16 protein-coding genes and 1 CRISPR repeat array are annotated in these 16989 nt (G+C 57.4%); of the genes, 5 read left to right on the top strand and 11 right to left on the bottom strand.

What is annotated here, in order from left to right:
- The first annotated feature begins 21 nt into the window (after positions 1–21).
- The 5 genes from exbB to M3A44_06270 all read left to right on the top strand — a co-directional run bounded on the left by exbB (position 22) and on the right by M3A44_06270 (position 4441).
- Positions 22–450: a TonB-system energizer ExbB gene (exbB, locus tag M3A44_06250; GenBank protein ID MEQ6341253.1), complete on the top strand. Its 429-nt coding sequence runs from the start codon at positions 22–24 to the stop codon at positions 448–450.
- Complete coding sequence (locus tag M3A44_06255) at positions 440–814, top strand: biopolymer transporter ExbD (GenBank protein ID MEQ6341254.1); 375 nt, start codon at positions 440–442, stop codon at positions 812–814. The genes exbB and M3A44_06255 overlap by 11 nt, the downstream gene beginning before the upstream one ends.
- A 509-nt stretch (positions 815–1323) precedes the next feature.
- Positions 1324–1572, top strand: a complete 249-nt coding sequence (locus M3A44_06260; protein MEQ6341255.1) for an energy transducer TonB — start codon at positions 1324–1326, stop codon at positions 1570–1572.
- Between the two features lie 151 nt (positions 1573–1723).
- On the top strand, positions 1724–3850 hold the full coding sequence (locus M3A44_06265; protein MEQ6341256.1) for a TonB-dependent siderophore receptor: 2127 nt from the start codon (positions 1724–1726) through the stop codon (positions 3848–3850).
- A 108-nt stretch (positions 3851–3958) separates the two neighbouring features.
- Entirely contained in the window at positions 3959–4441 is a 483-nt protein-coding gene (locus M3A44_06270) for a hypothetical protein (GenBank protein ID MEQ6341257.1), read from the top strand.
- 341 nt (positions 4442–4782) lie between these two features.
- Here the strand turns inward: M3A44_06270 and M3A44_06275 are convergent, their stop codons facing one another.
- The 11 genes from M3A44_06275 to cas7c form a co-directional block, all read right to left on the bottom strand.
- Positions 4783–5505 (bottom strand): hypothetical protein, encoded by a 723-nt coding sequence (locus M3A44_06275; protein ID MEQ6341258.1) that lies wholly within the window; start codon positions 5503–5505, stop codon positions 4783–4785.
- Complete coding sequence (locus M3A44_06280; GenBank protein ID MEQ6341259.1) at positions 5502–6395, bottom strand: MlaD family protein; 894 nt, start codon at positions 6393–6395, stop codon at positions 5502–5504. The genes M3A44_06275 and M3A44_06280 overlap by 4 nt, the downstream gene beginning before the upstream one ends.
- 74 nt (positions 6396–6469) lie before the next feature.
- The gene (locus M3A44_06285) at positions 6470–7240 is read right to left on the bottom strand and encodes an ABC transporter permease (GenBank protein ID MEQ6341260.1); all 771 of its coding nucleotides are present in this window, start codon (positions 7238–7240) and stop codon (positions 6470–6472) included.
- A gap of 185 nt (positions 7241–7425) precedes the next feature.
- Positions 7426–12261: a CRISPR direct-repeat array (repeat unit 37 nt; unit sequence GTTTCAATCCTCACCCGGCGCGAAGGCCGGGTGCTGT).
- A gap of 181 nt (positions 12262–12442) precedes the next feature.
- Complete coding sequence (gene cas2, locus M3A44_06290) at positions 12443–12733, bottom strand: CRISPR-associated endonuclease Cas2 (protein ID MEQ6341261.1); 291 nt, start codon at positions 12731–12733, stop codon at positions 12443–12445.
- A 3-nt stretch (positions 12734–12736) separates the two neighbouring features.
- Complete coding sequence (gene cas1c, locus M3A44_06295; protein MEQ6341262.1) at positions 12737–13771, bottom strand: type I-C CRISPR-associated endonuclease Cas1c; 1035 nt, start codon at positions 13769–13771, stop codon at positions 12737–12739.
- Between the two features lie 239 nt (positions 13772–14010).
- Positions 14011–14400: a HEPN domain-containing protein gene (locus tag M3A44_06300; GenBank protein MEQ6341263.1), complete on the bottom strand. Its 390-nt coding sequence runs from the start codon at positions 14398–14400 to the stop codon at positions 14011–14013.
- Positions 14387–14734 carry a nucleotidyltransferase domain-containing protein gene (locus M3A44_06305; GenBank protein MEQ6341264.1) on the bottom strand — a complete coding sequence of 116 codons (348 nt, stop codon included), beginning with the start codon at positions 14732–14734 and terminating at the stop codon, positions 14387–14389. Before M3A44_06305 ends, M3A44_06300 begins: the two co-directional genes overlap by 14 nt.
- A 131-nt stretch (positions 14735–14865) precedes the next feature.
- Positions 14866–15495, bottom strand: coding sequence for a CRISPR-associated protein Cas4 (gene cas4, locus M3A44_06310; GenBank protein MEQ6341265.1), 630 nt, complete (start codon positions 15493–15495; stop codon positions 14866–14868).
- 5 nt (positions 15496–15500) lie between these two features.
- Positions 15501–15743, bottom strand: a complete 243-nt coding sequence (locus M3A44_06315; GenBank protein MEQ6341266.1) for a type II toxin-antitoxin system HicA family toxin — start codon at positions 15741–15743, stop codon at positions 15501–15503.
- Positions 15740–15946 (bottom strand): 2-oxoisovalerate dehydrogenase, encoded by a 207-nt coding sequence (locus M3A44_06320; GenBank protein MEQ6341267.1) that lies wholly within the window; start codon positions 15944–15946, stop codon positions 15740–15742. Before M3A44_06320 ends, M3A44_06315 begins: the two co-directional genes overlap by 4 nt.
- 195 nt (positions 15947–16141) lie before the next feature.
- Positions 16142–16987: a type I-C CRISPR-associated protein Cas7/Csd2 gene (gene cas7c, locus M3A44_06325; protein MEQ6341268.1), complete on the bottom strand. Its 846-nt coding sequence runs from the start codon at positions 16985–16987 to the stop codon at positions 16142–16144.
- Between the last annotated feature and the right edge of the window lie 2 nt (positions 16988–16989).

The raw sequence follows: 16989 nt of genomic DNA on the forward strand, positions 1-16989 counted from the left end.
GTGGTGTATGGCAAACATTCCATGTCTCTTCTGTCTAATGTTGTCGATTATGGTGTAATTGGCCTGTTGCTGCTGCTCAGTGTCTGGGCGGTGGCGGTGGCGGTGGAGCGGTGGTCGTTGTACCGCCGCGTGGATGTGCTGGCGTTTGCCAGTGCCCAGTCGCTGGAGACCGAGTTGACGCGCCGCCTCACGGTGATCGGCACCATTGCGGCGAATGCGCCCTACATCGGGCTGCTGGGTACAGTGTTCGGCATCATGGTCACGTTTCACACCATGGGCACGCAGGGCACCATGGACGTGCGTTCCATCATGGTCGGCCTGAGCATGGCGCTCAAGGCCACGGCGATGGGGTTGGTGGTCGCCATCCCGTGCGTAGCGATGAATAACGTGTTGCGGCGGCGGGTGAAGGAACTGCTCAGCCGCTACGAGGACGCGCGCCGTGGATCGTGATCTGGACCAGATCAACGTCATTCCCCTGGTAGATGTGATGCTGGTGCTGCTGGTGATTGTGCTCACCACCGCCACTTTCATCTCCACCGGCCAGATTCCCATTGACCTGGCCAAGGCCAAGCACGCTACGGCCGCAATCGAGCAACCTGTGGTGCTTACCCTCAAAAACGACGGGGCGCTGTTTTTGAATCAGCAGGCCATCAGCGTGGACGGCCTGGGCGCCGCACTTGGCGCCTATGCCAAGGAGACCGCCGTGGTGGTGCGCGCCGACCGCACCACGCCGCTGGAGCGGTTCGTTACACTGGTGGATACGGTGAAGGGACTCGGTTATACCAAGGTCAGTTTGCAGGTGGAGCGTTCGTGAGCGCGGTATACCCTGAAGATGGGATCATTCCCCGCCGCGGCCATATCAACGGCTGGGGGGTGTCGCTGGGCTTCCATGGTGTGGTGGGTGGTCTGGTGATAGCCGCTGTGTTCGTCCTTGCCAAACCCATCGAGCCGCCGCCGTTTGAGTGGGACGTATCCCTCGCCGCAGCCGAGCAGATCACCTCTGCCTCCCCCGTTCCCGCCCAGCCGCCCGTCCCCCGCAGCGCTCCGCCGCCGGAGGTTACGCAAAAGGCTTTGCCCCGGCAGACGGTGCCGGTCGTGTCCTCGGCGCCGCCGGCGGCAAGCCGGGCCGATGTACCCGTTCCCGTGCAAGCGCCCACACCTGTCCCGGCTCAGGCCGTAGCCCAGACCGCGCCCGCGCCAGTTGTCACTGCCGATCCCGTTCCGGCGCGTGCCGAGCCTGCGCCCGCTGCGCTGGCAGTCCCGTCGCCTGCGGTCAATAGCAGCCCTGATACCGGCTTGCTGAAGGATTTGTTGTGGCGTCGCATGGATACGCTGAAAAAATATCCTGTTCTCGCCAAGCGCAATGGCTGGGAAGGGCAGGTGTTGCTCAAGGTCATCCTGGGTGGGGATGGCCGCCTGATCCGGGCGGAAGTGCAGGAGAGTTCCGGGCACGAGGCGCTGGATCAAAGTGCGCTGGAGACCTTGCGTGCCGCCATGCCGCTCAAGCTGGAAAACCAGTCCTGGTCACAAGTCGCCCTTCTTCTTCCGGTTGTATACCGCTTCGCGCAGTGAATTTCCGTGGTTCTTTGCGCTCCGTGATTGCTTAATAAACGCTATTGCAAATCATTCTCATTTGCGTTAGCATCCTCATCAGATACTTGTGAGTGGCTGGATTCGACAGCCGTGGTCTGACATAAGCAACGAGAGGATGGGTGACGTGTTTTTGCGGAAAAAAATAAATATTGCGGTATTAATGGCGCTGGCGTGTCCGGCGGGTGTGGCGCTGGCGCAGGATGAAAAGCCTATCAAAGCTCCTACGGTGGAGGTGATCGGCACGCGCGAAGCGCTGGCGAGCATTCCGGGTTCCGCCGAGGTGGTCGACAAGAAGACGCTGGAAAACAGCCGCGTCTTCACCGCTAGCGAGGCGCTGCGCAAAGTGCCGGGCGTCAACGTGCGCGACGAGGAAGGCTTGGGCCTGCGTCCCAATATCGGTATTCGCGGTTTGAATCCGACCCGTTCCAGCAAGGTGCTGCTGCTGGAGGATGGCATTCCACTGGCCCACTCACCCTACGGTGACAACGCGACCTATTATCATCCGCCCATTGATCGTTTCGAGCGCATCGAGGTGCTCAAGGGTTCGGGGCAGATTCTTTACGGGCCTCAGACCATCGGTGGCGTGATCAACTATATCACCCCCTTGCCACCCGCCAAGCCAGGTGGTTCCGTTGCCCTCACCGGCGGCAACCGCGACTATTTCAATGGCCGTTTCAATTATGGCGGCACCTGGGGCGGCAACGGCCTGTTGTTTGACTACACGCGCAAGCAGGGCGACGGGGCGCGCGATAACACCCATTCCGAGTTAAACGACGCCAACGTCAAGGCGGTGCTGGGTCTGGGCGCCAATCAGGCGCTGACGCTGCGCGGCAACTACTACAGCGAAGATTCCAACGTCACCTATTCCGGGCTGACCGAGGCGGAATACGCAGCCAATCCGCGCCAAAACCCGTTCAAGAACGATTTCATGAATGCCAAGCGCTACGGCGCCTCGGCGACCCATGAATTTGTTTTCAACGACAATGTCATCCTGACTACCAATCTCTATGGCTCGATTTTTCAGCGCGACTGGTGGCGGCAATCGAGCAACTCCGGCCAGCGGCCCAATGACAGCGCGGATGCGGCCTGCGGCGGCATGACGAATCTCAACACCACCTGCGGCAACGAAGGCCGTTTGCGCAACTACTATACCTGGGGCGTCGAGCCCAGGCTGCGCGTTAATCACGGCCTGTTTGGCGTGAGAAGCGAGGCAGATATGGGCGTGCGTGCGCACTACGAAACCCAGGATCGCCGCCAGGAAAACGGCAATACGCCCAACTCGCGTACCGGCAACATCGTTGAGGACAACGAGCGCAAGAACCAGGCCTATTCCGCTTTCGTGCAGAACCGCTTCCTGATCGACGCCTGGACGGTGACCCCCGGTGTGCGCGTGGAGTCGATCAACTACGAGCGCACCAACCGCCTCGCCAACGGCGGTGCGGGGGCGAGCGGCAAGACCGACCTCACCCAGGTGATCCCAGGTATTGGCGCCACCTACAACCCGGTCAAAAACACCACGCTGTTCGCCGGCGCGCATCGCGGCTTTGCACCGCCTCGTACTGAAGATGTCGTCAGCAATACCGGTGGTACGGTCGATCTGGGTGCTGAAAAGAGCTGGAACTATGAGTTGGGTGTGCGTAGCCAGCCGCGTCCCGGCGTGAGCGCAGAAGCGACACTTTTCCGCATGGACTTCCAGAATCAGATCATTCCTGCCAGTGTGGCCGGTGGCGCCGGGGCCGCTCTCACCAACGCCGGTGAGACCCTGCACCAGGGTGCAGAGTTGGGGCTGCGTCTGAGCAGCGGCGAGGTGATGGATTCGCCGCACAACGTCTATCTGCAAGCGGCCTATACTTATTTGCCCACCGCCAAGTTCACTGGCACGCGCACCAGCAACATCACGTCAGGTGTAAATGTCAGCGGCAACCGTCTGCCCTACGCGCCGGAAAACCTGCTGACCACGACGCTCGGCTATGCCCATGCGTCGGGATTCGATGCGCGTGTCGAGGCGGTGCATGTTGGCGAGCAGTTCAGCGATGATTTGAATACTGTCGCGCCCATCGCCAACGGACAGCGTGGACAGATCTCCGGGTACACCATCTGGAACGCGGCGGTGAATTATCTGGTCAAGCCGATCAACACCACGGTGTTTCTGACAGTTAAGAATCTCACCGACAAGACCTACATCGTCGACCGCACGCGCGGTATTCTGCCCGGTAGCCCCCAGTTGGTACAGGCAGGGTTTAAATACACTTTTTAGTTTTGCGCAGATGGAGCTGTACTGCCACGGAAGGCAGTGACTGACAAGGGGCGCCTCCCTCTCCCGGCGCCCCTTTTTTTGTTTATTGTGATATGCACAGGAGGAGTTATGAAGGTCAGATGCATCTGCGCAACCCTTATAGTCAGTCTGTTCGCGGGCATGGCGCCTGCTGGTGCCTCCCAGGATTGGCGCAAGACGGGATCGGCTGACAAAAAAATCGCAAACCTCGTGGAGGTCATGCCTGCCACAGGCAATGTCATGATCGAGATGGGTGAGCGCTACAAGAATCTCTATTGGGCGGCCAAGCAAGGACAATGGGAATTCGCCGCATACCAGGCGGAGGAGATGGAGGAGTTGCTCGATAAACTGAAAATCGTGCGCCCGGAGTTGGGCAAGACGGCGAATGAATTTCTTGGCAGCATGTATCCGCGAATGCCAAATGCTATAAAAACCCGCAACTGGGAAAAATTCGCCGCAGCGTTTGAAGATCTGCGCACCGAGTGCATGGCATGCCACGGTAAAAATGAGCATGGCTTCATCACTTTGCCCGTCCCGAAAAAAGCGTCCAGTCCGGTGTTGGATATGGAGTGATGGGCTGATAGGCTTTTACCCCAGATTGTCCATTAGCCCAAATCCGCGCGCTTACAAGGTCGAGTCAAGGAGCGCAAGCTCCGGACCCAACAAAAATCATTACCTCAGGCTGGTCGATATGGATGAGATTGTAAGGGATGTCGTGCTTTTCCAGTATATGTTTGATTTTGGATGGTGATTGACACGCTGCGATAGCTATACCGGCCTGACCGAATCGAGCCTCGCGCAAAGAAGCGACGACCCAAGAACCTTCCGCTGTTAACCGTGACACGTCAAGTCGCGCGTGACCTCATTTATGCTCAGCGATTGCTTAACCGAACGCCATGAGGGTCGGAGCCCTTTCACCTCAAGGGCTTGATGCCATCCGGGGCGCCGCCAGCCCTCAGCACCAGCTCGACCCGCCGGCGCAGGCGTTGCGCCTCGGCAGCGTCGCCGCCGAGCTCGGCGTGACGCGCCTGCACCTGCAGCCAGGCCAGCAGCGGCCGGTTCCAGCCCTGGCTCGATGCCGTCTCCACGGCCAGCGCCATCACAGCCGGATGCGCCTGCCCAGCCCGAAACCACACGCTGGCCGCCACCAGGCGCGCCAGCGGGTCGGCGATCGCCGAAAGCGTGGCCGTATCGCCGCTAGTCATCGTCCCGCCCTCCAACAGGTGCGCGGCAGCAGCCCGGTGCTGCGGTGGCAGCAGAACCACGTCCTGCGGCCGCAGCCGACCCGCGAGGTAGTCGGCATACGCACGCTCGGGCGTGGCGGCGTCAGAGCGTAGTGCTTCGAACGCGGCGCAGTCTTCCAACACCAGACTGGCGACGCGCGTGGCGCAGCGCAGCAACTCGGCACGCGCCATCAGGTTGATATCACCGGTGCGCGCGATTGCCCGGCGCATGCGATCGAACTCCAGAACCTCCACGTGGGTGTCGCCTGTAAGGTAGGCTGTTATGGCGCTTTCCGAGGCACCTTTGGCGTTCATCTGCCAATCCGGCGGCGGGGGGTGGCTGGCGCAAGCGCCCACCAGCGCGGCAAGCCCGGCCGCGGCAAGCACCTTGAGATAACACGTTGCGATCGTCATGGCAGCTTGATCTCCGTATCCCGCGCAAAAGGCCACTTGCGGTTGATCTCGTTGACCAAGTGCTCCACCTTGCGCAGGCTGCTCTCCACCTCAGCGCGCAGCGCCCCCAGATCGGTCGTGTTCTCGCGGATGTTGGTCGCGATCGCCTGGGCATCCATCAGCACTGCATCTACCTTCTTCAGGTTGGCGCGGGCGTCGGTTAGCAAGGCGTTGAGCTGCGCCACAGTGGCACGGGTCTCAGGCATCACGCCTTGGTCGCCAAACACCTGCGAATCGGCCTTTGCCGCCAGCGCATCCACCCGCGCCAGTAGCGCGTTGGTGCGGTCCAGCAGGGTGACCACCTTGCGGGCGTCGGCCTCGTTCCCCATGAGCGCACCGAGTGCCCCCTGCGGACCCTTGAGCTTGTCGGTCATGATCTTCGCATTGGCCAGGCTGAGGTTGAGCGGCGAATTGCCCGCCGTCATTGCTTGCAGGTTGGCCAGCAGGTTGCGCGCCTCGTTCAGCAGACGCTGAATATCGGCCGTGGGGTCGCCGACGAGTACTTTGCGCTCAGCCCCCTCGGGCAGTGGGGGGTCCGTCAACACGCCGCTGTAGGCCCGGATCCGCGTGCCGCCCAACAGGCCGCGTTCCATGATGAAGATGCTCGACTGGCGTAGCCAGTGCGCGTCCTTTTTCGGCACATCTATCACGATGCGGGCGCTGCCCTCGGGCGAAAGCTCGATGCGGCTCACTCGGCCGAGCGGGAAGCCGGAAAACGTCATATCCATGCCGACCGCCACGCCTTCTGAATCATCGGCGAGCAACACCACTTGCTGCGTGCGCTCGAACACGCCGCGCGCGTAGAGCAAGTACGCTACCGACGCGCTAATCAACAAACCCACCAGCAGCATCAGCAGCGTCGCCTTGAACTCAAGCCGTGGGGTTTTTGAGAGAGCCTCGTGTGCGTTTTCCATGGTCATGATGGTCAGTAGTAGTTACCCACGAGCGAGACAACCTCGATCAGCAGGATCAGTAGAAACATACGTATCAGACTCTGCATCTCGGGCAGAGACTGCGCCTTGTGCGGCGGCGGGTCAAATAGGCTTGAAACCGCCGGGATGAGCGACACAGCCAGACTGAAGGCTGCCGTTTTCAGGACAAAGATGAGCGACACGGCAGGGGTAAACACGTGACCGACCTTGCGCGTGTATGTGGCAAACGCTGAGAGCGTTAATCCATGCACAACCAGATACGCCAATACCAGCGAAATCACGCAGCTTACGGTGGCCAACGTCACCACCGCAAACATGCCTGCCAAAATCCGCGGCACCACTTCAGTCACGAGCGGGTCGATGCCACGCTGGCGCTGGGCATCGAATTCGCCCCGCCTCTGCAGCACGCTCAACTCGACCCCGCCCGGCACGGTGCAGCGTACCGCGACGAACAGGGCGGCCGTCAGCGGAATGAGCTCCAACACCAGCACGCGTACCACCATCTCCAGCGCGTACTGCGACAGGCCGTAACTCGTGGCCGTGACCACCACAATTCGGATCATCACGAGACTGACCACCGCGAGCAGCACCGTGAAGCAAGGAAGCAGCGGCGCCGTACCAAGATAAACATGGCGCGCCAAGCCCGCCCGGTACTCGCGCCGATAGCTCGACGGCGATAGCACGAGGGCCAGCAGCAGCGCCCCCGTGTGCAGCCAGCGGCTGGTGGCGCCCGGCCAACCCTGCGGTGAAGTTGTGGGACTCATCAGTTCATAATAGCGGCGCGAGACGCCCTGCGCCAGTGTTAAAACGCTCCGACAGTCCATTCACGACCCTGAGCGACCAGTCAGGTTTGCTTGTTGAATGTCTGTTGCGCCTGCGTTTGCAGACCTTCGGCCCGTAAGTCGTTCGGCTTATCTGACGTCCTTGTTCCGTCGCTACCAATACAGTCAATACACAACTCACCCGGCGCGAAGGCCGGGTGCTGTCTGCGTTTGCCTCGTCTACGTCTTTCGCATTGGCCCGTTTCAATCCTCACCCGGCGCGAAGGCCGGGTGCTGTCCGGCGCGCACTGGCACGGCGTATGATACCGGGAGCGTTTCAATCCTCACCCGGCGCGAAGGCCGGGTGCTGTTCGTGGTGCTGCTGTTATCGGAGTCATCACTGCTGTTTCAATCCTCACCCGGCGCGAAGGCCGGGTGCTGTTATGACCTCTAACATCGCCAGCTATCGAAAAAACAGTTTCAATCCTCACCCGGCGCGAAGGCCGGGTGCTGTAGGGATTGGAGAGTAAAATGAAAGCCACGGAAAAGTTTCAATCCTCACCCGGCGCGAAGGCCGGGTGCTGTAGTCTGCATCGTTCACCCACGTTGATTTTGCCCTTGTTTCAATCCTCACCCGGCGCGAAGGCCGGGTGCTGTTCTCATTGAGGATGGAGAGGTCTACCCTGCAACAGTTTCAATCCTCACCCGGCGCGAAGGCCGGGTGCTGTGTATGGAGTAAACCAATACTCGCCGGTGTCCGTGTGTTTCAATCCTCACCCGGCGCGAAGGCCGGGTGCTGTTTTCCACCTGTCCGGCCACCGCAAATGTAATAGGGTTTCAATCCTCACCCGGCGCGAAGGCCGGGTGCTGTTGCGTTTGTCCGCAAGCACAGCCGGGCAGAACGCGTTTCAATCCTCACCCGGCGCGAAGGCCGGGTGCTGTCAGCCCTTGATCGTAGGCGTCCCGCCGATCAGCTCGTTTCAATCCTCACCCGGCGCGAAGGCCGGGTGCTGTTTTCAACGATATCGAGTTCGCCATATTTTTGTCGGTTTCAATCCTCACCCGGCGCGAAGGCCGGGTGCTGTCAAAGCACAACCGGCAACAAAGGAGAAGTAAAATGTTTCAATCCTCACCCGGCGCGAAGGCCGGGTGCTGTGCAGTCACGCTTAGTGGGACGAGGGAGCGATTATGGTTTCAATCCTCACCCGGCGCGAAGGCCGGGTGCTGTGATTTGGGGGCCGACGCCAGCGCAGACGAGGTATGTTTCAATCCTCACCCGGCGCGAAGGCCGGGTGCTGTTTGATGTTGCCGCTAATGCGGCTCGCGTGGGACTGGTTTCAATCCTCACCCGGCGCGAAGGCCGGGTGCTGTGCCAGTTTTCGTTTGCAACAGGAGTCAGATTCTGGTTTCAATCCTCACCCGGCGCGAAGGCCGGGTGCTGTCGCACATTTCCGTCAAGATAGCTGTTTATAAAGTGTTTCAATCCTCACCCGGCGCGAAGGCCGGGTGCTGTGCCAGAGTGTCGCGTGGTTGTCAACAGGTTCGAAGTTTCAATCCTCACCCGGCGCGAAGGCCGGGTGCTGTAAGAGCAGGCTCAAGCAGCAGGCCGCTCAATCCTGTTTCAATCCTCACCCGGCGCGAAGGCCGGGTGCTGTATGGGGAAATGAGGACGCTCTTGGGTGCAAATATCGTTTCAATCCTCACCCGGCGCGAAGGCCGGGTGCTGTGCCACCCACAAAAGCCAACTTGCCCAACAGCAGCGCGTTTCAATCCTCACCCGGCGCGAAGGCCGGGTGCTGTGCGAGACAAAAAATAGCGCGACGCCCGCATAGATGTTTCAATCCTCACCCGGCGCGAAGGCCGGGTGCTGTACCATATCCAGTCACTAACTACAACCAGTCACTAGTTTCAATCCTCACCCGGCGCGAAGGCCGGGTGCTGTGTTCCAACAGGTCTTGAACCAGCTTCGATTTACTGTTTCAATCCTCACCCGGCGCGAAGGCCGGGTGCTGTATAAATTTTCGCGGGCACTCTTGACAGACGAAATGTTTCAATCCTCACCCGGCGCGAAGGCCGGGTGCTGTAGTCAGATTTTTGGATTGCCAGGATTGAAAAAATGTTTCAATCCTCACCCGGCGCGAAGGCCGGGTGCTGTGCGGAGTCTGCGAGGGGAGGGATGATGCGCTCATATGTTTCAATCCTCACCCGGCGCGAAGGCCGGGTGCTGTCACACGGGCTCTGCAAACACTGCGGCGGGGATCTGGTTTCAATCCTCACCCGGCGCGAAGGCCGGGTGCTGTATGAGCGGATTATGCTCCACCTATGTGGGCGCAAGTTTCAATCCTCACCCGGCGCGAAGGCCGGGTGCTGTCCGAAACGCCCAAGCGTGGGATCAAATTTAAAGCGTTTCAATCCTCACCCGGCGCGAAGGCCGGGTGCTGTATGCTAGGGCTTGCTGGGACGACGGCCCGAATAACTGTTTCAATCCTCACCCGGCGCGAAGGCCGGGTGCTGTTTGCCACACAATAGGCGGAGATGATGGCCGAATCAGTTTCAATCCTCACCCGGCGCGAAGGCCGGGTGCTGTGAGGCAGCGCGTGATCCACTGTGGACCGCCTATCAGTTTCAATCCTCACCCGGCGCGAAGGCCGGGTGCTGTGCTTTGTTGTAGTGGGTTATGCTCCGTTTTTCGGTGTTTCAATCCTCACCCGGCGCGAAGGCCGGGTGCTGTGGATGCTATTACGGTATTATCAGCCTGGGCAACTGTTTCAATCCTCACCCGGCGCGAAGGCCGGGTGCTGTCTCGATGATTAACTTATATCCACCTCCGGTGAACGGTTTCAATCCTCACCCGGCGCGAAGGCCGGGTGCTGTCCGTCACAACTACGGAGTCACCAAAGCGCTGACGGTTTCAATCCTCACCCGGCGCGAAGGCCGGGTGCTGTCTCGAACTGTAGGCGGGCGTTGGTCACATGGTCCTTGTTTCAATCCTCACCCGGCGCGAAGGCCGGGTGCTGTTAACTGGGGTAGTCATGATTAACGATCCTCAATGTGTTTCAATCCTCACCCGGCGCGAAGGCCGGGTGCTGTCGGGATGCAAGCGGCGCATCACACGTGCTGCGGCGCGGTTTCAATCCTCACCCGGCGCGAAGGCCGGGTGCTGTATTTTCGTATCTCCTTTGGTTAATGTGATGCTAGTGTTTCAATCCTCACCCGGCGCGAAGGCCGGGTGCTGTAGGAGGCACGCGCCCCACTGGACGCCACCTATCGGGTTTCAATCCTCACCCGGCGCGAAGGCCGGGTGCTGTACCCCACCCCTTATACGTGCTCAGTCCGGCCACCAGTTTCAATCCTCACCCGGCGCGAAGGCCGGGTGCTGTACCCCTGCGCCAACTACAGCAGTTCGATACCGCCGTTTCAATCCTCACCCGGCGCGAAGGCCGGGTGCTGTTTGTCAGTATCCAAACATATAAATCACGATTACCGTTTCAATCCTCACCCGGCGCGAAGGCCGGGTGCTGTTCGCTAAAGGGCGGCAAGTCTTTGCATGGTACTTTGTTTCAATCCTCACCCGGCGCGAAGGCCGGGTGCTGTGCACGCACTATCAAATAGCCGATACGTGGTTAAAGTTTCAATCCTCACCCGGCGCGAAGGCCGGGTGCTGTATCTATCGGGCTTGAGTGGGCTGGGCGGTGGACTGGTTTCAATCCTCACCCGGCGCGAAGGCCGGGTGCTGTAAGTCAACCCCTACTGGTTAAAGGCTACCCGGTTGTTTCAATCCTCACCCGGCGCGAAGGCCGGGTGCTGTCTTATAAAATGACTTTAAAACGCAAAGCAATAAGAGTTTCAATCCTCACCCGGCGCGAAGGCCGGGTGCTGTGATTGGCGCCGGTGCGCTTGTCATTGTTTTGCTAATGTTTCAATCCTCACCCGGCGCGAAGGCCGGGTGCTGTATAAATGTCCGCCGGGGTATCTCCATTATCGTGCGGTTTCAATCCTCACCCGGCGCGAAGGCCGGGTGCTGTGATTCCGATCCGAATTTTGCTCCCGCTGATTATCGTTTCAATCCTCACCCGGCGCGAAGGCCGGGTGCTGTTTACGTCAAGATTACCGAGCGCCTCACAAGGGTTGTTTCAATCCTCACCCGGCGCGAAGGCCGGGTGCTGTAGGGATTATTGATGGTAGGCAGTTATGTTGCACAAGTTTCAATCCTCACCCGGCGCGAAGGCCGGGTGCTGTGCGTATGAAAGCGCAATCGGATTTTCTTTGAAAAGTTTCAATCCTCACCCGGCGCGAAGGCCGGGTGCTGTTGTGTCAATAGACTTTTGACAGATTCTAATGCGTGTTTCAATCCTCACCCGGCGCGAAGGCCGGGTGCTGTCATTTTTCAACACCTTTAATTTAACGGCCGATGCGTTTCAATCCTCACCCGGCGCGAAGGCCGGGTGCTGTCGTGCTTGTTATATTGGCGAGTAATCCATGATTTGTTTCAATCCTCACCCGGCGCGAAGGCCGGGTGCTGTATCACTGACCGCCGGAACACATTTTCATGCGGCTGTTTCAATCCTCACCCGGCGCGAAGGCCGGGTGCTGTAGGCATAATCACGGATTGCTTTATCAACGGGTTCGGTTTCAATCCTCACCCGGCGCGAAGGCCGGGTGCTGTTTCATGATTGTTCCTGTTTATTTTAGTCAACAAAATGTTTCAATCCTCACCCGGCGCGAAGGCCGGGTGCTGTAAATGATTGCCAGCTCAAAGAACATTCAACATATGTTTCAATCCTCACCCGGCGCGAAGGCCGGGTGCTGTAATAGGTAATAAATGGATTGTGCTTGAAACGACTGTTTCAATCCTCACCCGGCGCGAAGGCCGGGTGCTGTGCATCTCAACACTACATGATTGACCAGTTAAAGGTGTTTCAATCCTCACCCGGCGCGAAGGCCGGGTGCTGTATTTTCCGCATCAATGACGATCAAGCCGCGTAGGGTTTCAATCCTCACCCGGCGCGAAGGCCGGGTGCTGTAGTACAACTGCAAGATGATGATACACCGAAAAAAATCGCTCAGAAAGCGCGAACCTATGATATTTCAGCGTTGCTGATGGAGAGTGGTTCAAGTGCCGGAGCAATTTCATCATATTTCACATAGTGTTAGATTGAGCGCGAACATCCCCGGGATTTGAGCATCACTATAGGTTCGCGCATTTCAGATAATCAGCGGTGCTTCAAAATCGATGGCCTGGAAATTTCCATACTCTTTTACGTGTAACTCAGTCGGCTCAGTTAACCGATACAGTCGCAGATTGTCTTCCTTTTCATCAATCTCAGCCAAAAGCCTGCGCACAAGATCCTCGTATTGCATAAGATTTACGCGGCACTCAAACACCGATTTCTGCACGCGCTGACCGGTACTTTCGCACACTTTGGCTACCCGCCGTAATCTCTTCCTGCCCGCAGCGGTTTCGGTGGATACGTCATAGGTGACGATAATTAGCATGATTTACCTCGTCAGAAAAGGTACATAGCCTTCCATCTCACCACGGATAGTTCTTGCCATGAACCGCGCCTGGAGTTGGGGCAACAGGCCGATAGGAACTTTTGTTTCCAGGAGGGGGTGAGCAATTTGTTCTTGTTTACGTTCTTGATAGGCTATAACAACGGTTTTTCGAGCGTCATCACCGAGATAAACCGCGCCTCCTTCTCGCTCCAGAAAATCTTTGGCGCTGATTTGGGCGCGATTGATGAGCGTAAGTGCAAGGCGATCCGCCAAAATGGCACGAAACTCTTCCATCAAGTCGAGGGCTAGCGCCGCCCTGCCCGGCCTTACGGCATGCAGAAACCCCAGCTGAGGATCAAGGCCGACAGACTCCAGGGCTGAACGGCAATCGTTCATTGTCATTGAGTAAAGAAACGACAGCAACGCATTAAACCGATCCCGGGGTGGCCGACGTGAGCGGCCATTCATGGTAAAAGCTTCCCGCGCATCCGTGCGCAGGAGGCAATGCAGGGAAGAAAAATACACCTTCGCTGAATCGCCCTCGATGCCGCGCACCACGTCCAAATCACCCGAGATGGCAAGGTTTCGTAAGGACCCTGCAAGAGAATCAGCAGCACGGCTCAATTGCTGCTGGTCTGCAACGTTACCCGCTTCGCGCGCGCCCCGCATTAGCACCTGCCGGGCATTTTTTATTTTTCCGGCAATCACGGCGCGCGACACATCAACAGCAAACCCTGAGTTTTCGGAGGCGCGATGCTGGGCCTGACGCAGCAGGATATTCCCGCTCACGGCCCCTTCCAGTCGCGCCTTAAAGCGCCCGTTGCGATCCAGTAAGACAATACTGATACCCTCATCCGCACAGCGGTGCATGATCGCGGGAGACAACATGACGTCACCAAAGCACACCACCGCTCCGATATGATGCAACGGCGCCTGCATTTTCTTTTCGCGCTCCACGTCGATACGAATGGTATCGTTCTCCAGATGCAGGTAGGCGTTTGGTGTCATAACGTAAAGCGTATTGAGGATTTGTTGCATAGAGCTCCTATTGAGAGTTTGGCAATGTCATGTGTCACACTTCATCAGGCTCAAACAGCCCACTTCTCAGGTTATGTATTTTCCTGGTGGCGGAAGTTTTCAGGATTTGAATCAAGGTACGTATGGCCGCAACGGTAAAATCTCCTTTCAGATAAATTAGCCCACAACGGCGCGGACAGGAGGTGTGTTGGTTAAGCGCAGATATGGGAATGGGTTCAACGTCAACCACGGGTCTTTCCCTATACGGCGATCATCTGTTCGACATGGGCCAGCAATACACGCACGTTCTCGACCTCCTCGGCGCGGTTAATAGGCTCATCCAGCTCGGTGACACCTTCTTCATAGCGCGCCTGAACCGCGAACATGGTGTACTGAACCAGTGGCCAAAATTTTTCAACCTCCGCCCCCTGGTTCTCCAATAGGGTAAACAGTCGTGTCAGATCGTGCGTCATTGGATAGATGGCGTCTCGAGTACAGAGCCATGCCTTCAGCGCCTTTTCCACTGCTTGCTGGACGTGAAAGCCAAAAATTTCATCGGCAAATAACGGATTTTCCCGCATTCCGACGAGTGCGTTGAAGTCCTTATGCGCCATGCGCAACATGGAGCGGGCATGTTCAAGGTCGGCCATGAAGCACCCTCCCTTCACGATGAGCCCTTCCAACGACATGGTTCAAGGAATTTTTCCAGTGGTCGAATTCATCCCGGCTGTACAGGAGAATATCCTTGGAAATCGCCAGCCCCCTTAACGCCATGTACAAGCGTGCCGCTTCCTTGCGACGGCTGCGCTGGGGCGAAAACGGTTCTTTTTCCACCACGAGCAAGTCAACGTCGGAGTCAGGCCTTGCATCGCCCCGCGCGCGCGAGCCGAAGAGGATGATGGCTTCCGGGGCAACCTCGCGGACGATGGTTTCCACCATTTGCCGTAGCAGAGTTTCTTCGTTACTGGAATGGATTTTGGTCATGTCGTTCCTCCTTATTATTCGTGCCTTTTGTGCAATCGTACACCTTTCGGTGGATTATCCACCGAATGACATAGCGTGTATTGAGGATTTGTTGCATAGAGCTCCTATTGAGAGTTCGGTAATGTCATGTGTCACACTTCATCAGGCTCAAACAGCCCACTTCTCAGGTCATGTATTTTACTGGTGGCGGCCACAGCTTCTGGTTGGCAAGTTTCTTTCAGCGAGCACTCCTTGCAGCGGGCATCATTAACGGGCGGGGGGAGTTTGCCGGATGCGAATAAGGTACGAATAGCCGCTACGGTTTCCTCAACTTGATAACGCAGGGTATCGGTGATTTCAACTTCACGGCGGCGGCGTGAGCTGTGATGATAAATCGCGCCACGATGAATCGCTTTGCCGGTCATCTCCTCCAGGCAGAGTGCTTGGGCAGCAAGTTGCAGATCGTCATGATGTTTCTGCCGCTTTGGCCCGTGTTTATACTCCACGGGATAAGGCGTGCCATCGGGTAAAAACTCCACAATATCGGCTTTGCCGACCAAGCCCAGGCGATCACAATAAAGCGGCAGGGCGCGTTCAGTACGCGCACCACCGTTTTCCGAAAACCCAGGATCATCCACCCGTTCATGTACGGCATTACCGCGCATGGTATGCACATTTTCAGCGAATGCCTGCTCTATGTGAATCAGCGCATACTGACGCGGACAATAGCTATAGTGCTGGAGGGCCGAGAGCATAATGGGTTCAATTCCCTGGCCGTCCATGCCAATCATCCAAATAACCGTTGCAACAGTTCCTCGCGCGACACATGATGGTGTGCAGCCACATCGGCAAGAATCGCCGATAAGGTGCCGATGCGCAAAGGAACATGGTTAGGTATTGTTACGTGGTGCTGCACCGGAGAATCGCATGTGAGGCGGACATGACTACCGCTCTGGCGCGACACTCTGTAACCGAGTTTCTCCATTTTCATGATCAGTTCCGCACTCGTGAGGCCGCGCGGCAATCTCATACGGCGATAACCTCTTCTCGTGTAAAGTGGAGGCGGATCATGCGCGGCTCTTTTCCTTCTTCGAAATGACAACGCACAGCATCCCGCACGCGCGCGTGAAGGGTTTCGATATCATCGGCTTCTGTAAAGATGGATTCGCCTAAAGCACGCGCGGTATACCCCCCCTCTGGGGCGTTCTCAACTAAAAACAGGATTTCGTTCATCACTATTCACTCCTCGTTTATATCTACACTTTAGCCTATTTTGCGTTCGAGCGTTATTCCCTTATGTGCCAGCGCATGGCCGAGTTTAGAAGCATACTTGAACACATAAAGCCTGCGCGTGGTCATCTTGGTGTGAGGGGTGGACTGCGCGCCGATTTCCATATTTTTACCACCCGCCAGCACAATATTCCTTCGTTAAAATCCATCAAGGATTTCTGGGGTCAATCCATTGAGCGGATCAAGCTTGATATTACCATCAGGCTGCACTGTTAGCGTACGGTGAACCTTGGCGGAGGAATACTGCCCTGATTTACTGTTATGCTGCCACCAGAGCACTTTTAGCACTTCCATACTTCCTGCCGGTCTGGCGGATGACTCATCGTTTTCGAATATCTTCGGAAGCAACTGCTTGATCGCTCCAGCGTCGGCGTCGCTGAACCCTGTTCGTTCGGCCAACTGTGGATTCATACTACCGAAGAAAACGTAAACTCCCTTATCCACGCGGTGTTTCATGCCCATTGTGTCGGAGCCGCGCTTGCTGCCGTCTCCCTCGCCGCTAACACTTTTGGTGATCTGTGTGCTGCTGACATCGACTGGCTCTACGCTGAATGCAGACTGAACAGTGACGGGGCCACGAATGCCAATGGACACGCCGCTATCTCCTTCGCTGTCCGCTTCTTTTTTGCCCTTCTTGTCAGCTTTGAACGCAAAAAGTTGACCAAATGCACGAACGTCAAACCATTGTTCGCAAGCCAGCTTCGCTGTTTCGCTTGAGCCAAGTTTTTTGCCAAGCGCTGCATCTGCTCTTGCTTTGAGGCTCTTGAAATCGTCTTTTTTTCGATCATCAGACTGTACAAAAATACTTTGACCGCTCTCCAGCAGTCGATCTCTGAGCTTACGTTTAATGCAAACGTCAGTAATTTCACCATGCCCGTCATAGTCCGCGCGTGGGCGATTGCCGTTAAGCGGATCGCCGTTGGGGTTGGCGTGCGTGACGCGAAGGACAACGGCAAAGTCGATTTTGTTTTGTAATGTGCTCATGA

Source organism: Gammaproteobacteria bacterium, assembly GCA_040183005.1.
Lineage (GTDB): Bacteria > Pseudomonadota > Gammaproteobacteria.

Excerpts from the sequence above, each read along its gene's own strand:
- exbB (MEQ6341253.1), top strand. The coding sequence starts at position 22 with ATGTCTCTTCTGTCTAATGTTGTCGATTATGGTGTAATTGGCCTGTTG.
- M3A44_06260 (MEQ6341255.1), top strand. The coding sequence starts at position 1,324 with ATGGATACGCTGAAAAAATATCCTGTTCTCGCCAAGCGCAATGGCTGG.
- M3A44_06270 (MEQ6341257.1), top strand. The coding sequence starts at position 3,959 with ATGAAGGTCAGATGCATCTGCGCAACCCTTATAGTCAGTCTGTTCGCG.
- M3A44_06275 (MEQ6341258.1), bottom strand. The coding sequence starts at position 5,505 with ATGACGATCGCAACGTGTTATCTCAAGGTGCTTGCCGCGGCCGGGCTT.
- M3A44_06280 (MEQ6341259.1), bottom strand. The coding sequence starts at position 6,395 with ATGCTGCTGGTGGGTTTGTTGATTAGCGCGTCGGTAGCGTACTTGCTC.
- M3A44_06285 (MEQ6341260.1), bottom strand. The coding sequence starts at position 7,240 with ATGAGTCCCACAACTTCACCGCAGGGTTGGCCGGGCGCCACCAGCCGC.
- cas2 (MEQ6341261.1), bottom strand. The coding sequence starts at position 12,733 with ATGCTAATTATCGTCACCTATGACGTATCCACCGAAACCGCTGCGGGC.
- cas1c (MEQ6341262.1), bottom strand. The coding sequence starts at position 13,771 with ATGCAACAAATCCTCAATACGCTTTACGTTATGACACCAAACGCCTAC.
- M3A44_06300 (MEQ6341263.1), bottom strand. The coding sequence starts at position 14,400 with ATGGCCGACCTTGAACATGCCCGCTCCATGTTGCGCATGGCGCATAAG.
- M3A44_06305 (MEQ6341264.1), bottom strand. The coding sequence starts at position 14,734 with ATGACCAAAATCCATTCCAGTAACGAAGAAACTCTGCTACGGCAAATG.
- cas4 (MEQ6341265.1), bottom strand. The coding sequence starts at position 15,495 with ATGGACGGCCAGGGAATTGAACCCATTATGCTCTCGGCCCTCCAGCAC.
- M3A44_06315 (MEQ6341266.1), bottom strand. The coding sequence starts at position 15,743 with ATGAGATTGCCGCGCGGCCTCACGAGTGCGGAACTGATCATGAAAATG.
- M3A44_06320 (MEQ6341267.1), bottom strand. The coding sequence starts at position 15,946 with ATGAACGAAATCCTGTTTTTAGTTGAGAACGCCCCAGAGGGGGGGTAT.
- cas7c (MEQ6341268.1), bottom strand. The coding sequence starts at position 16,987 with ATGAGCACATTACAAAACAAAATCGACTTTGCCGTTGTCCTTCGCGTC.